Origin of the sequence: Streptomyces sp. NPDC052114 (assembly GCF_040680155.1) — a bacterium.
GTDB lineage: Bacteria > Actinomycetota > Actinomycetes > Streptomycetales > Streptomycetaceae > Streptomyces.
In genome coordinates, this window is sequence record NZ_JBFAWC010000011.1 from 103,248 (window position 1) to 117,151 (window position 13,904).

The 13,904-nt window shown below is 70.3% G+C and carries 10 protein-coding genes; 4 read left to right on the forward strand and 6 right to left on the reverse strand.

The window, feature by feature from the left end; all coding sequences use genetic code 11:
* Positions 1 to 143 precede the first annotated feature (143 nt).
* On the forward strand, positions 144 to 1,730 hold the full coding sequence (locus tag AB0L89_RS24550; protein WP_365144548.1) for a Na+/H+ antiporter: 1,587 nt from the start codon (positions 144 to 146) through the stop codon (positions 1,728 to 1,730).
* 18 nt (positions 1,731 to 1,748) lie between these two features.
* Here the strand turns inward: AB0L89_RS24550 and AB0L89_RS24555 are convergent, their stop codons facing one another.
* The gene (locus tag AB0L89_RS24555) at positions 1,749 to 2,846 is read right to left on the reverse strand and encodes a mechanosensitive ion channel domain-containing protein (protein ID WP_365144551.1); all 1,098 of its coding nucleotides are present in this window, start codon (positions 2,844 to 2,846) and stop codon (positions 1,749 to 1,751) included.
* A 44-nt stretch (positions 2,847 to 2,890) separates the two neighbouring features.
* Here AB0L89_RS24555 and AB0L89_RS24560 point away from each other — a divergent pair, with 44 nt between their 5' ends.
* Positions 2,891 to 3,460, forward strand: a complete 570-nt coding sequence (locus AB0L89_RS24560) for a dienelactone hydrolase family protein (protein WP_365144554.1) — start codon at positions 2,891 to 2,893, stop codon at positions 3,458 to 3,460.
* Positions 3,461 to 3,509: 49 nt separating this feature from the next.
* Here AB0L89_RS24560 and AB0L89_RS24565 read toward each other — a convergent pair whose 3' ends face one another.
* The 4 genes from AB0L89_RS24565 to AB0L89_RS24580 form a co-directional block, all read right to left on the reverse strand.
* The gene (locus AB0L89_RS24565; RefSeq protein WP_365145182.1) at positions 3,510 to 5,114 is read right to left on the reverse strand and encodes an alkaline phosphatase D family protein; all 1,605 of its coding nucleotides are present in this window, start codon (positions 5,112 to 5,114) and stop codon (positions 3,510 to 3,512) included.
* A 241-nt stretch (positions 5,115 to 5,355) separates the two neighbouring features.
* Positions 5,356 to 6,174: a thioredoxin domain-containing protein gene (locus tag AB0L89_RS24570; protein WP_365144557.1), complete on the reverse strand. Its 819-nt coding sequence runs from the start codon at positions 6,172 to 6,174 to the stop codon at positions 5,356 to 5,358.
* Between the two features lie 40 nt (positions 6,175 to 6,214).
* Positions 6,215 to 6,901, reverse strand: a complete 687-nt coding sequence (locus AB0L89_RS24575) for a hypothetical protein (RefSeq protein ID WP_365144560.1) — start codon at positions 6,899 to 6,901, stop codon at positions 6,215 to 6,217.
* 76 nt (positions 6,902 to 6,977) lie between these two features.
* Complete coding sequence (locus tag AB0L89_RS24580; protein WP_365144563.1) at positions 6,978 to 8,306, reverse strand: DUF2252 domain-containing protein; 1,329 nt, start codon at positions 8,304 to 8,306, stop codon at positions 6,978 to 6,980.
* A 202-nt stretch (positions 8,307 to 8,508) separates the two neighbouring features.
* Between AB0L89_RS24580 and dnaE the strand changes: the two genes are divergently transcribed.
* Positions 8,509 to 12,051 (forward strand): DNA polymerase III subunit alpha, encoded by a 3,543-nt coding sequence (gene dnaE / locus AB0L89_RS24585; RefSeq protein WP_365144566.1) that lies wholly within the window; start codon positions 8,509 to 8,511, stop codon positions 12,049 to 12,051.
* An 84-nt stretch (positions 12,052 to 12,135) separates the two neighbouring features.
* Here the strand turns inward: dnaE and AB0L89_RS24590 are convergent, their stop codons facing one another.
* Positions 12,136 to 12,315, reverse strand: a complete 180-nt coding sequence (locus AB0L89_RS24590) for a hypothetical protein (RefSeq protein ID WP_362334916.1) — start codon at positions 12,313 to 12,315, stop codon at positions 12,136 to 12,138.
* A 320-nt stretch (positions 12,316 to 12,635) separates the two neighbouring features.
* Between AB0L89_RS24590 and AB0L89_RS24595 the strand changes: the two genes are divergently transcribed.
* On the forward strand, positions 12,636 to 13,874 hold the full coding sequence (locus AB0L89_RS24595; RefSeq protein ID WP_365144570.1) for an NYN domain-containing protein: 1,239 nt from the start codon (positions 12,636 to 12,638) through the stop codon (positions 13,872 to 13,874).
* Positions 13,875 to 13,904: the final 30 nt, after the last annotated feature.

A 13,904-nucleotide genomic window follows, 5' to 3' on the forward strand; every position in this document is an offset into this window, starting at 1 on the left:
GTGTCGCCACGAGCGTGCGGGGTCACGAGCGTGCGGGGTGTCGCCGCGAGCGGGCGATGAGGGGCATTGGTCCGGTTCGCGGTGAATGCGTGGCAGGGTTGAGGTCTTGATCGTCCCCTTCTCGACCCTCCGGAGGCCGCACCGTGGATCAACTGGCACTGGTGCTCATCTTGTTGCTCGGTGCCGTGGTCACCGTGCCGCTGGGGGACCGGCTCGGGCTGCCCGCGCCTGTCCTGATGACGCTGGCGGGGATCGGCATGGCCCTGCTGCCGTTCGTGCCGAACGTCGAGATCCCGCCGGACTACATCCTTCCGCTGGTCCTGCCGCCGCTGCTCTACGCCTCCGTGCAGCGCACCTCGTGGCGGCAGTTCACGGCCAACGTACGGCCCATCCTCCTGCTCGCCGTGGCGCTGGTGTTCGTGACGACGGCGGCGGTCGCCGCGGTGGCCAACGCGGTGGTGCCGGGGCTGCCGATCGCGGCCGCCGTGGCACTGGGCGCGCTCGTCGCGCCGCCCGACCCGGTCGCCGCGACCGCCGTCGCCGGGTCGCTCGGGCTGCCCCGCAGGCTCGTGTCGATCCTGGAGGGCGAGGGGCTCTTCAACGACGTCACGGCGATCGTGCTCTACCACGTGGCGATCGCCGCGGCGGTGAGCGGAAGCTTCTCCTGGCCGTCCGCCGCGGGCCTGCTGGTGCTGTCGGCCGTGGTCGCCGTCGCTGTCGGCCTGGTGCTCGGCTGGCTCACCAACAAGCTCATGGGCCTGCTCGGCGACGCCACCCTGCAGACCGGCCTGACGCTGCTCGTGCCCTTCGTCAGCTATGTCCTGGCCGAGGAACTGCTCGGCTCCGGAGTGCTCGCCGTCCTGACCACCGCGCTCTACCTCGCGGAGAACGCCGTCGACGCCGACGACGTGCTCGGACGGATCACCGGGCAGACCTTCTGGCAGATCGTCGACACCCTGGTCACCGGCATCGCGTTCGGGCTCATCGGCCTGGAGCTGCACAACGTCTTCGGCATCGCGAGCGGCCGCGAGTGGGAGATGTTCGGCTGGGGCGCGGCGATCGTCGCCGTCGTCGTCGGCGTACGCCTGATGTGGCTGCTGCCCGCGACCTGGCTGGCCAAGCGGCTGCACAAGCGGCGGGACGTCGACGAGGAGATCCCGACCAGCTGGCGCGAGACGGTCGTCATGTGGTGGTCGGGGATGCGGGGCGTGGCGTCCGTGGCGCTCGCGCTCGCCATTCCGCTCAAGACGGACGACGGTGCGCCGTTCCCGGCCCGTGACGAGATCATCTTCATCGCGTTCTGCGTCATCATGGCGACCCTCGTCGCCCAGGGCCTCACGCTGCCCTGGCTGGTGCGCAGGCTCGGGGTGCGCGCCGACGCCGACGCGGAGCGGGAACTGGAGCGCGAGCTCGCGCTGCGCGCCGCCAAGGCCGCCAAGCGCCGCCTCAAGGAGATCGAGGAGGTCGAGGAGCTCCCCGAGGACGTCGCCGAGCGGCTGCAGCGCGGCGCGTACGACATCGGGGCCAGGATCAGCCCCGACCTGGTCGACGACGAGCGCCGCGAGCGGTACGCCAAGCGCGTGGACCGCTGGAAGGCCGTCCAGCGCATCCAGCGCGAGATGATGTCCGCCGCCCGCCACGAGGTGCTCGCCGCGCGCAGCGAGCCCGGCGCCGACCCGGAGATCGTCGACCGGGTGCTGCACCACTTGGACGTACGCAGCCTGCGGTGAGCACAGCGCGGCCGGGGCTCAGCCGCGTCCGGTCCGCGGCACGTCCGGCGAGAGCGGCTCGGCCCGGGGCCGGTGGCCGTTGGACAGCGGCTCGGCCACCGCGGTGGTGACCCGCGGCAGCGCGTAGCGGTGGTGCTCGGCCAGCCAGCGGACCAGCTGCTCGCGCACCGTGACCCGCACCGTCCATATGTCGTCCGCGTCCTTCGCGGTGACCAGGGCGCGGACCTGGATGGTGGTCGGCGTGGTGTCGGTGACCGCGAGGCCCCAGTCCCGGCCGTCCCACGCCGCGCAGTCGCGCAGGACGTCGTGGAGCCGGTCGCGCATCAGCGCGACCGGCGCGGAGTGGTCCAGGTGGAAGAAGACGGTGCCGGTCATCTGGGCGCTGCCGCGCGACCAGTTCTCGAAGGGCTTCGACGTGAAGTACGAGACCGGCATCGTGATCCGGCGCTCGTCCCAGGTGCGGACGGTCAGGAAGGTGAGGGTGATCTCGTCGACGGTGCCCCACTCGCCGTCCACGACCACCGTGTCCCCGAGCCGCACCATGTCCCCGAAGGCGATCTGCAGCCCCGCGAAGAGGTTGCCGAGCGTGGACTGGGCGGCGACACCGGCGACGATGCCGAGGATGCCCGCGGAGGCGAGCAGGGAGGCCCCCGCGGCCCGCATCGCGGGGAAGGTCAGGAGCATCGCGGCGGCGGCCAGCACGCCGACGATCGCGGTGACCACCCGCTGGATGAGCGTCACCTGCGTACGCACCCTGCGGACCCGTGCGGGGTCGCGGTGGGCGGTGGCGTAGCGCGCGTACGAGGACTCGACGACGGCCGTGGCGATCCGCACCACGAGCCAGGCGGTGGAGCCGATGAGGACGAGGGACAGGATGCGGCCGATGCCGGCCTCGTGATCCTCGGCGATCTTGGTCTGTCGGTAGGAGCCCCTGAGCAGGGCCGTGCACAGGACGAGCTGGAGTGGGACACGGCAGCGGCGCAGCAGACCCCACAGCGGGGTCTCGCGGTGCCTCTCGTCGGCCCGGCGCAACAGCACGTCGACCAGCCAGCCGACGACCACCGTGAGCACGACCGAGCCGCCGATCACGATCAACGGACGCAGTACGTTCTCCATGCCTCCGAGAGTAGGGGGCCGGGCACGGATGGCACGATGGCCCCATGAACATCGTGCTTTTCCATTCGACGTACGGTCTGCGGCCCGCGGTGCACGCGGCGGCGGACCGGCTCCGTGCCGCGGGGCACGAGGTGTGGACCCCCGACCTCTTCGAGGGCCGCGTCTTCGACAGCGTCGAGGAAGGCAGGGCCTTTCAGAGCGGGCTCGGCAAGGACGAGATCCTCAAGCGGGCCATCCTCGCCGCCGCGCCCTACTCCGAGCGCGGGCTCGTCTACGCCGGCTTCTCCCTCGGCGCCGCGACCGCCCAGACCCTCGCCCTCGGCGACGACAAGGCGCGCGGCCTGCTGCTCCTGCACGGCACCTCCGACATCGCGGAGACCGCCTCCGTGGACGAGCTGCCGGTGCAGCTGCACGTCGCCGAGCCCGACCCGTTCGAGTCCGACGACTGGCTGAGCGCGTGGTACCTCCGGATGGGACGGGCCGGGGCCGACGTGGAGGTCTACCGCTACGCCGGAGCGGGGCACCTCTACACCGACCCGGACCTCGACGACTACGACGCCGAGGCGGCGGAGGCCACGTGGCGCACGGCGCTGGGCTTCCTGGAGACCCTCTGACGCCGGTGCCGCCGCCCCCGCACCGGGGGCGGCGGGACGGTGCGCGGCGTCAGCGCACCGGGGCGTGCACCCGCTCGACCTTCTGCGTGCCGTTCAGCGTGCGGTACGAACGGGCCCAGGACGACGTCGCCTTCGGGTCGGTCCGGTCGGAGACCACGTAGTAGTCCATCTGCGAGCGCTCGGCGGTGACGTCCAGGACGCCGTAGCCGTGCGAGTCCATGTCCAGCCACTTCACATGGCGGTTGGCGGCCTTGAGGGCGCCCGCGGCCACGAGCGAGAGCGTGTGCGGGGCGACGTGGAGCATGTCGTCGATGTTGTCGGAGGTCACCGAGGTGACCACGAACTCCGTGGCCGCCGACGCCGACAGCGGGTACGTGGCCGCCTTGGCCGGCACGTCGTTCGCCCAGGCCATGTGGATGTCGCCGGTCAGGAAGACGGTGTTGCGGATGTTGTTGTCGCGCAGGTGGGAGATGAGCTCCTTGCGGTCGTCCGTGTAGCCGTCCCACTGGTCGGCGTTGATGGCCAGACCCTCCTTGGGCAGCCCGAGCAGCTCCGCGATGGGCTCCAGGAGGTGGGCCGGCAGGGAGCCGAAGGCGACCGGCGAGATCATCACCGAGGTGCCGACCAGCTTCCAGGACGCGTCCGAGGACGCCAGGCCCGACTTCAGCCAGTCCAGCTGGGCGCGGCCCGTGATCGTGCGGTCCGGGTCGTCCACGTTGCCGCTGCCGAAGCCCGCCTGCTCGGAGCGGAAGGAGCGCAGGTCGAGCAGGTGCAGATCGGCCAGCTTGCCGTAGCGGACGCGGCGGTAGACGGTGCCCTCGGTGGAGGCGCGCACCGGCATCCACTCGAAGTACGCCTGCTTGGCCGCCGCCATCCGCTGCGCCCAGTCGCCCTCGGTCTCCGGGGTGTGGTTCACCGCGCCGCCCGACCAGGCGTTGTCGGCGAACTCGTGGTCGTCCCAGATCGCGATGACGGGGTGCGTGGCGTGCATCGCCTGCGCGTCGGCGTCGGTCTTGTGGACGCCGTGCCGGGTGCGGTAGTCGGCGAGCGTGAGGATCTCGTGCCGCGGCTCGTGCGGGCGCACGACGTACTTCGCGGCCGGGTACTCGCCGCTCTGATACTCGTAGATGTAGTCCCCGAGGTGCAGGACCGCGTCGAGTTCGGTGCGGGCCGCGAGGTGGCGGTACGCGGAGAAGTAGCCCGCCTCCCAGTTGGCGCAGGACACCACGCCGAAGCGGACGCCGTGCGCGGACGCGTCGTGCGCGGGGGTGGTGCGGGTGCGGCCCACGGGGGAGCGCACCGCGGAACCGTCCCCTACGGAGAAGCGGTAGTAATAGGTGGTCGCCGGGCGCAAGCCCCTTACGTCCGCCTTCACCGTGTGGTCGGTGGCCGCCCGCGCGGTCGTGCCGCCGCGGCCGACGACCCGGGTGAACCCCTTGTCCTCCGCTATCTCCCACCGCACCTCGGTGTCGGGTCCCTTGCCGGAGCCCGGCACGGCGTCCGGCGTGGGCGTCACGCGGGTCCACAGCAGGACCCCGTCGGGCAGCGGGTCCCCGGAGGCGACTCCGTGCAGGAAGGCCGGTCCGTCGGCGGCGTGCGCCGGGAGCGCGGCGAGCGGGGCGGCGAACGCGGCGGTGGCGGCCGCGGCCTTCACGACGGTGCGGCGGCTCGGGGTCCGGAGGCCGGGCGTCCGGGCGGCGCGCCCCTCGGCTCCGGCGGTCTGCGGGTCGAGCGGCGACTGAACATCATTTCGGCTGGTCACGGGCGATCACCTTACTGATCGGTAATCGCAAAGAGCGGGCGAACACGATGAGTTCGCCCGCTCTTTCGCCATGCGCCTTGTCCGCGCGCTCAGTTGTGTCCCGGTTCAGCCGGTCATGTCCGGCTGTGTCCGGTCAGCCCTTGAGCGCGTCGTCGACCGCCTTCTTGTAGTCCTCGACCGTGGAGGGCGCGTTCTTCGAGCCGGGACCGGTCAGCTGCTTGCCGTCCATGACGAAGGAGGGGGTGCCCTCGACGCCGTCCTTGTTGTCGTCGAACGTCTGCGACATCTCCAGGGCCCACCGGTCGAAGGTGCCCTTCTCGACGTCCTTCTTGAAGGTCGCGCTCTTCTTGAGCTCGGGCACCGTGTTCGCGACCTTCTCCAGGTACGCGTCGTCCTTGAACTTGTCCTCCTGCTCCGACGGGTGGAACTTCGCCGAGAACAGGGCCTTCTTGTACTCCAGGAACGCGTCGTCGCTGACGTTCAGCGCCGCGCCGAGCGCGCTGAGGGCGTTGCGGGAGCCCTCGCCGGGGATGTTCCGGTCGAGGAAGGTGGCGCCGATGAACTGGATCTTGTACTTGCCGTCCTTCAGGTCCTTCTCGACCGTCGGGCCGACCGTCTGCTCGAAGGCGGCGCAGACCGGGCAGCGCGGGTCCTCGTAGACCTTGAGGGTCTTCTTCGCGGACTCCTTGCCGAGGACGACGGTCGTGCCGTTCTTGCCCGTGGTGTTGGCGGGCTTGACCAGCTTGTCGTCCTTGGCGGCGTCCCAGTAGCCGGGCTTGTTGGACTGCATGACGGCGTAGCCGACGCCGCCGGCTATCGCGAGGACGCCGACGATCGCGCCACCGACGATGGCCGCCCGCTTGCGCTTCTCGCGCCGGCGCTCGGCCTCCTGCTGGGCGCGGATCCGCTCGCGGGCCGCTGCCTTGGCTGCCTGGCTGTTGCGCTTGCTCATGATTCTTCTCCGTGTGGGTGAACTGCGTGGGGTGCTGTGCTCAGGCGAGGACGGCCGAGCAAGGCGGTCCACGCCGCCCCACGAAGTGCACGAGCAGCCGCGTGCGCGCCGTTCGCGTCCGGCGCTCGGGGCGCGGCGCACGGCGTACCGGCATGCGGGACGTGGTCACCGCGGCGACCGCGATCAGGAGGGGCCGGAACGTGGCGGCGCCCACCGCGCGCAGCAGCTGGGCCAGCGCCCGCTCGCCGCGCCGCAGCCAGGCCGCCGCGAGGAGGCCCACGCCGACGTGCGCGCCGAGCAGCAGCCAGGCGGCGCCCGGCTCGGCCTCGGCGAGCAGCGTCGCCGCGCTGCCGTGGCCGTCGGCGGTCATCCGCGCCAGCGGGGTGCCGAGCGGGGTGCCGCCGCACAGCACGTCGAAGCCGACGGAGCGCAGCGGACCCGCGACCGGGCCGCCCGCCTCGCCGTAACAGACGTGCTGGCCGGCGGTGAACACCGTGTCGGCGGCCAGTTCCAGCGGGATCAGCAGGGCGGCGATCCGGCCGTAGCCCCGCTCACGCCCCGCCAGCGCGTACGCGATGACGAAGACGGCGGCGGCGATCGCCGCGACCGTGGTCAGCGGCAGGGGAACACGGGACAGCAGCACGTGCGACGCGGTGGAGAGCGTCACGACGAGTGCCGTGAACAGCGCCGCGCGCACGGCCCTGAGCCGAGTCCCTGATATGTCCATCGCCGAGGAGTGTGCCATGCGTTCCTGTGGGAGGTCCCCGAAGGGTGCCCACTGGTTCCGCTTTGCCTGGTGGGGCCTACAGACCGGGAATCCGGCCGTTGCGGAACAGGTCGACGAAGATCTGGTGGTCCGCACGCGCGCGTGCCCCGTACATGTGAGCGAAGTCCACGAGCAGGTCCGCGAAGCCGGACTCGTCGCCCGCGATGGCGGCGTCGATGGCGCGCTCCGTGGAGAAGGGCACCAGGTCGGAGTGGCCGCTCTCGTCGTCCGCCGCCGCGTGCATCGTGGCCGTGGCACGGCCCAGGTCGGCGACGACCGAGGAGATCTCCTCCAGGTCGTCGATGTCGGACCAGTCCAGGTCCACCGCGTACGGCGACACCTCGGCGACCAGCTGGCCCGCGCCGTCCAGCTCGGTCCAGCCCAGCCACGGGTCGGCGTGCGCCTGGAGGGCGCGCTGCGAGATGACCGTGCGGTGCCCCTCGTGCTGGAAGTAGTCCCGGATCGCCGCGTCCGTGATGTGCCGCGAGACCGCCGGGGTCTGGGCCTGCTTGAGGTAGATCACGACGTCGTTCTCCAGGGCGTCGCTGTTGCCCTCCAGGAGGATGTTGTACGAGGGCAGGCCCGCGGAGCCGATGCCGATGCCGCGGCGGCCCACGACGTCCTTCACGCGGTAGGAGTCGGGGCGGGTCAGGGAGGACTCCGGGAGCGTCTCCAGATAGCCGTCGAAGGCCGCGAGCACCTTGTAGCGCGTGGCGGCGTCGAGCTCGATGGAGCCGCCGCCCGGCGCGAAGCGGCGCTCGAAGTCGCGGATCTCGGTCATCGAGTCGAGCAGCCCGAAGCGGGTCAGGGAGCGCGCGTCGCGCAGCGCGTCCAGGAGGGGGCCCTGGGCCGTGTCCAGCGTGAAGGGCGGCACCTCGTCGCTCTTGGCGCCCGTCGCCAGGTCGTGGATCCGCTCGCGGTAGGCCGCCGCGTAGACCCGCACGAGGTCGGTGATCTGCTCGTCGCTGAGCGCCTTGGTGTAGCCGATCAGGGCCACGGAGGCGGCGAAGCGCTTCAGGTCCCAGGTGAAGGGGCCGACGTACGCCTCGTCGAAGTCGTTCACGTTGAAGATCAGGCGGCCCTGGGCGTCCATGTACGTGCCGAAGTTCTCGGCGTGGAGGTCGCCGTGGATCCACACGCGGCCCGTGCGGTCGTCCAGGTAGGGGCCGCCGTGCTGCTCGCGCTCCAGGTCGGCGTAGAAGAGGCAGGCCGTGCCGCGGTAGAACGCGAAGGCGGAGGAGGCCATCTTCCGGAACTTCACCCGGAACGCGGCGGGGTCCGCGGCAAGCAGCTCGCCGAACGCCGTGTCGAAGACGGCGAGGATCTGCTCGCCGCGCTGCTCGGCGGTGGGCTGCGGGACCGACATCGCTGGGTGCCTCCTGGTGCGGGGTGGTGCGTGACGTGAGGGACGGGCGACCCGTCCCACGGGGACAGATCTTCCGTCCCCTTCAACGTTCGACCGTACCGCCGAGTGCCCGGCGTCTGTCAGTGCGCCGGATTAGACTTCCACGCTGTCCCCCCAGACTGTCCGCAGCCTGTCGCCCAGCGTTCTCCGGAGGCCTTCCGCCGTGACCAAGCCGCCCTTCACGCACCTGCACGTGCACACCCAGTACTCGCTGCTCGACGGTGCCGCCCGGCTGAAGGACATGTTCGACGCGGCGAATGAAATGGGCATGACGCACATCGCGATGTCCGACCACGGCAATCTGCACGGGGCGTACGACTTCTTCCATTCGGCGCAGAAGGCGGGCGTGACGCCGATCATCGGGATCGAGGCGTATGTGGCGCCGGAGTCGCGGCGCAACAAGCGGAAGATCCAGTGGGGGCAGCCGCACCAGAAGCGCGACGACGTCTCCGGTTCGGGTGGTTATACGCACAAGACGATCTGGGCGGCGAACCAGACGGGTCTGCACAATCTGTTCCGGCTGTCCTCGGACGCGTACGCGGAGGGCTGGCTCCAGAAGTGGCCGCGGATGGACAAGGAGACGATCTCCCAGTGGTCGGAGGGGCTGATCGCCTCGACCGGCTGCCCCTCCGGTGAGCTCCAGACCCGTCTGCGCCTCGGTCAGTTCGACGAGGCGCTGAAGTCGGCGGCCGAGTACCAGGACATCTTCGGCAAGGACCGGTACTTCCTGGAGCTGATGGATCACGGCATCGAGATCGAGCGCCGGGTCCGGGACGGGCTGCTGGAGATCGGCAAGAAGCTCGGTATCCCGCCGCTGGTGACGAACGACTCGCACTACACGTACGCGCACGAGTCCGTGGCGCACGACGCGCTGCTGTGCATCCAGACGGGCAAGAACCTCTCGGATCCGGACCGTTTCCGTTTCGACGGCACGGGCTACTACCTGAAGTCCACGGACGAGATGTACGCGATCGACTCCTCCGACGCGTGGCAGGAGGGCTGCCGCAACACGCTCCTCGTGGCCGAGCAGATCGACACGACCGGCATGTTCGAGAAGCGCGACCTGATGCCGAAGTTCGAGATCCCGGACGGCTTCACCGAAGTCACCTGGTTCCAGGAGGAGGTCCGGGTCGGCATGAACCGCCGCTACCCGGAGGGTGTCCCCGAGGACCGGCAGAAGCAGGCCGAGTACGAGATGGACATCATCATCCAGATGGGGTTCCCCGGGTACTTCCTCGTGGTCGCCGACTTCATCATGTGGGCCAAGAACAACGGCATCGCGGTCGGCCCCGGCCGAGGCTCCGCGGCGGGCTCGATCGTCGCGTACGCCATGGGCATCACCGACCTCGACCCGATCACGCACGGCCTGATCTTCGAGCGGTTCCTCAACCCCGAGCGCGTCTCCATGCCCGATGTCGACATCGACTTCGACGAGCGCAGGCGCGTCGAGGTGATCAGGTACGTGACGGAGAAATACGGCGCCGACAAGGTCGCCATGATCGGCACGTACGGAAAGATCAAGGCGAAGAACGCCATCAAGGACTCCGCGCGCGTGCTCGGATATCCGTACGCGATGGGCGACCGCCTCACCAAGGCCATGCCCGCCGACGTCCTCGGCAAGGGCATCGACCTCTCCGGCATCACCGACCCCAAGCACCCCCGCTACAGCGAGGCGGGGGAGATCCGGGGGATGTACGAGAACGAGCCGGACGTGAAGAAGGTCATCGACACCGCGAAGGGTGTGGAGGGCCTGGTCCGGCAGATGGGTGTGCACGCGGCCGGCGTGATCATGTCCAGCGAGCCGATCGTCGACCACGCGCCGATCTGGGTGCGGCACACCGACGGCGTGACCATCACGCAGTGGGACTACCCCCAGTGCGAGTCGCTCGGCCTGCTCAAGATGGACTTCCTGGGCCTGCGCAACCTCACCATCATGGACGACGCCGTCAAGATGGTGCGCGCGGGCAAGGGCATCGACCTGGAGATGCTCTCGCTCCCGCTCGACGACCCGAAGACCTTCGAGCTGCTCTGCCGCGGTGACACGCTCGGCGTCTTCCAGTTCGACGGCGGCCCGATGCGCTCCCTGCTGCGCCAGATGCAGCCCGACAACTTCGAGGACATTTCCGCCGTCTCGGCCCTGTACCGGCCGGGCCCGATGGGCATGAACTCGCACACGAACTACGCCGAGCGCAAGAACGGCCGCCAGGAGATCACGCCGATCCACCCGGAGCTCGAAGAGCCCCTGAAGGAGACGCTGGGCCTCACCTACGGCCTCATCGTGTACCAGGAGCAGGTGCAGAAGGCCGCCCAGATCATCGCGGGCTACTCGCTCGGCGAGGCCGACATCCTGCGCCGCGTGATGGGCAAGAAGAAGCCCGACGAGCTGGCGAAGAACTTCGTCCTCTTCCAGGAGGGCGCGAAGAAGAACGGCTACTCCGACGCGGCGATCCAGGCCCTGTGGGACGTCCTGGTCCCCTTCGCCGGGTACGCGTTCAACAAGGCGCACTCCTCCGCGTACGGCCTGGTCACCTACTGGACCGCGTACCTGAAGGCGAACTACCCGGCCGAGTACATGGCCGCGCTGCTCACCTCGGTCAAGGACGACAAGGACAAGTCGGCCGTCTATCTGAACGAGTGCCGGCGCATGGGCATCAAGGTGCTCCCGCCGAACGTGAACGAGTCGGTGCACAACTTCGCCGCCCAGGGCGACGACGTGATCCTCTTCGGCCTGGAGGCCGTCCGCAACGTCGGTACGAACGTGGTGGAGTCGATCATCCGGTCGCGCAAGGCGAAGGGGAAGTTCGTCTCCTTCCCCGACTACCTCGACAAGGTCGAGGCGACCGCCTGCAACAAGCGCACCACCGAATCGCTCATCAAGGCGGGCGCGTTCGACACCATGAACCACACCCGCAAGGGCCTGACCGCCCAGTACGAACCGATGATCGACAACGTGGTCGCGGTCAAGCGCAAGGAGGCCGAGGGGCAGTTCGACCTCTTCGGCGGGATGGGCGACGAGTCCGGCGGCGACGAGCCGGGCTTCGGGCTCGACGTGGAGTTCTCCGAGGACGAGTGGGACAAGACGTACCTGCTCGCCCAGGAGCGGGAGATGCTCGGCCTCTACGTCTCCGACCACCCGCTCTTCGGCCTGGAGCACGTCCTGTCGGACAAGGCGGACGCGGGCATCGGGCAGCTCACCGGCGGTGACTTCTCCGACGGCTCGGTCGTCACCATCGGCGGCATCATCTCGGGCCTCCAGCGCAAGATGACCAAGCAGGGCAACGCCTGGGCGATCGCCACGGTCGAGGACCTCGCGGGCTCCATCGAGTGCATGTTCTTCCCGGCGACGTACCAGCTCGTCTCGACGCAACTCGTCGAGGACGCCGTGGTGTTCGTCAAGGGACGCCTCGACAAGCGCGAGGACGTGCCGCGGCTCGTCGCGATGGAGATGCAGGTCCCCGACCTGTCGAACGCGGGCACCAACGCGCCCGTGATCATCACCATTCCGACGGTCAAGGTGAGCCCGCCGATGATCACCCGCCTCGGCGAGGTCCTCAGCCACCACCGGGGCAACAGCGAGGTGCGGATCAAGCTCCAGGGGGCGCAGAAGACCACCGTGCTCCGGCTCGACCGGCACCGCGTGAAGCCGGACCCCGCGCTCTTCGGTGACCTGAAGGTGCTGCTCGGCCCGTCCTGCCTGGCGGGCTGAGGCCCCCGCAGCCACCGCACCACCCCACAGCGCTGAGGGGCGCACCCGCATCGGGTGCGCCCCTCAGGTGTGCCTGGGGGTGTGTCAGTTGTGGCCGAAGCGACGCTGGTGCTTACGGGCAACATCCGCAGGGCTGCCCTGAGCCTGCGACTGGACCGCCGACTGGGCGTCGGACGCGGCCGACTTGGCCTGCTCCTGCGCCTGCTCGGCCTGCGAGGCGCGGTTCTGCTGGCCGCCCTGCTTGCGGTTCTTGTTCTTGGCCATGGTGATCTTCCTCCTGAGGGGGATCTGGGGGCCAGGACGCGACCAGATTCACATATGGCGCCAAGGTGTGCATTTCGGAGAATTACCGTGTGTGACAGGGGCCATCGGAGGGACGTACGCCGCTGCGCCACGCCGAAGATCGAGCTCCGGCCGTTAACCTCCGCCCGGTCGGGCAGACTCGAAGGGAACCCGACGCGGACCCGCACCTTGATTCGTTGTCCTTACAGGGTGTCTTCGTGGGCCTTCGTGGGAACGTCCAGGAACCTCCGGGCACTTTTCGGGAATCTCCAGGGAATCTCCAGGGAAAGAGGGTGGATCGCGTGGACCGCTGCATCGTCCTGGTGGACGCCGGGTATCTGCTGGGTGCCGCCGCGAGTCTCCTCGCGGGCGAACCGTCCAGGTCCCGGATCACCGTCGAGCACACCGCCCTGATCCAGGGTCTGCGCGAGCGCGCGGAAGCGGACACCGAGCGCCCCCTGCTGCGCATCTACTGGTTCGACGGCGCCCCCGACCGCGTCCCGCAGCCCGAGCACCGGCGCCTGCGCGTCATGCCGCGCGTGACGGTCCGGCTCGGCGCCCTGACCCGCAGCGACGGGCGGTGGGCGCAGAAGGGCGTGGACGCCGCGATGCACGCCGAGCTCACCGAGCTGGCCCGCAACCGCGCCTGCTCCGACGTCGTCCTCGTGACCGGCGACGGCGACCTGCTGCCCGGCATGATGGCCGCCAAGGAGCACGGCGTCGCCGTCCACCTGTGGGCCGTCCAGGCCGCCGACGGCGACTACAACCAGTCGGAGGACCTGGTCGCCGAGGCCGACGAGCGGCGCGTGCTCGACCGGGCGTGGATCACCAAGGCCGTCCGCCCCAAGGAGCTGACCGGCACCTGCGCGCCGCCGCCCGTGCCGCGCCCCGAGATCGCCGCGATCCTCTCCGCACCGCTGCCGGAGTCCGCGCTCGCCGCCGCCGCGCAGCACGCCGAGGAGGACACCTCCGTCCCGCACGCCGCCCCCGCGGCCAACGGCCGGGGCGGCGGTGAGCACCGCATCCCCGCGGGCAAGGGCGTGCCCACCCCCAAGGACCTCGCCGCCCTGCGCGGCCCCGGCACCCATGCCGCGCAGCACCCCACGAACGCGACCCTGCGCTGGTCCTCCGACAAGGGCTGGGTCGAGCGGCCGGGCGGGGCGCCCGAGAGCCCCGAGGCGGCCGCCCTGCCCACGCTGGCCCAGCTGACGACGGCCGAGCAGCGCTGGGCCGACCGCGAGGAGGACATCACCACCGTCGGCGGCGACCCCTACGAGGTCGGACAGGTGTTCGCGCGGCGCTGGATGGCGCGGCTCCCGGAACAGCACAACCTCCAGAAGCTGTCGACGATGTACCCCCGCATCCCGCACCGCATCGACGGCGAGCTGTTGCGCTACGCCGCGCGATTCGGCCTGCTCGCGCACAAGGACGACCAGATCGACGAGCACGACCGCTACGCGATCCGGGCCGGTTTCTGGCGGGAGATCGATGTGCGCACGGCCGCCGAGCACGCGCCCGCGGGGGACCGGGCAGGTGACTGATACGGGGCGTACGGGGCGCCCCGGGCGTCG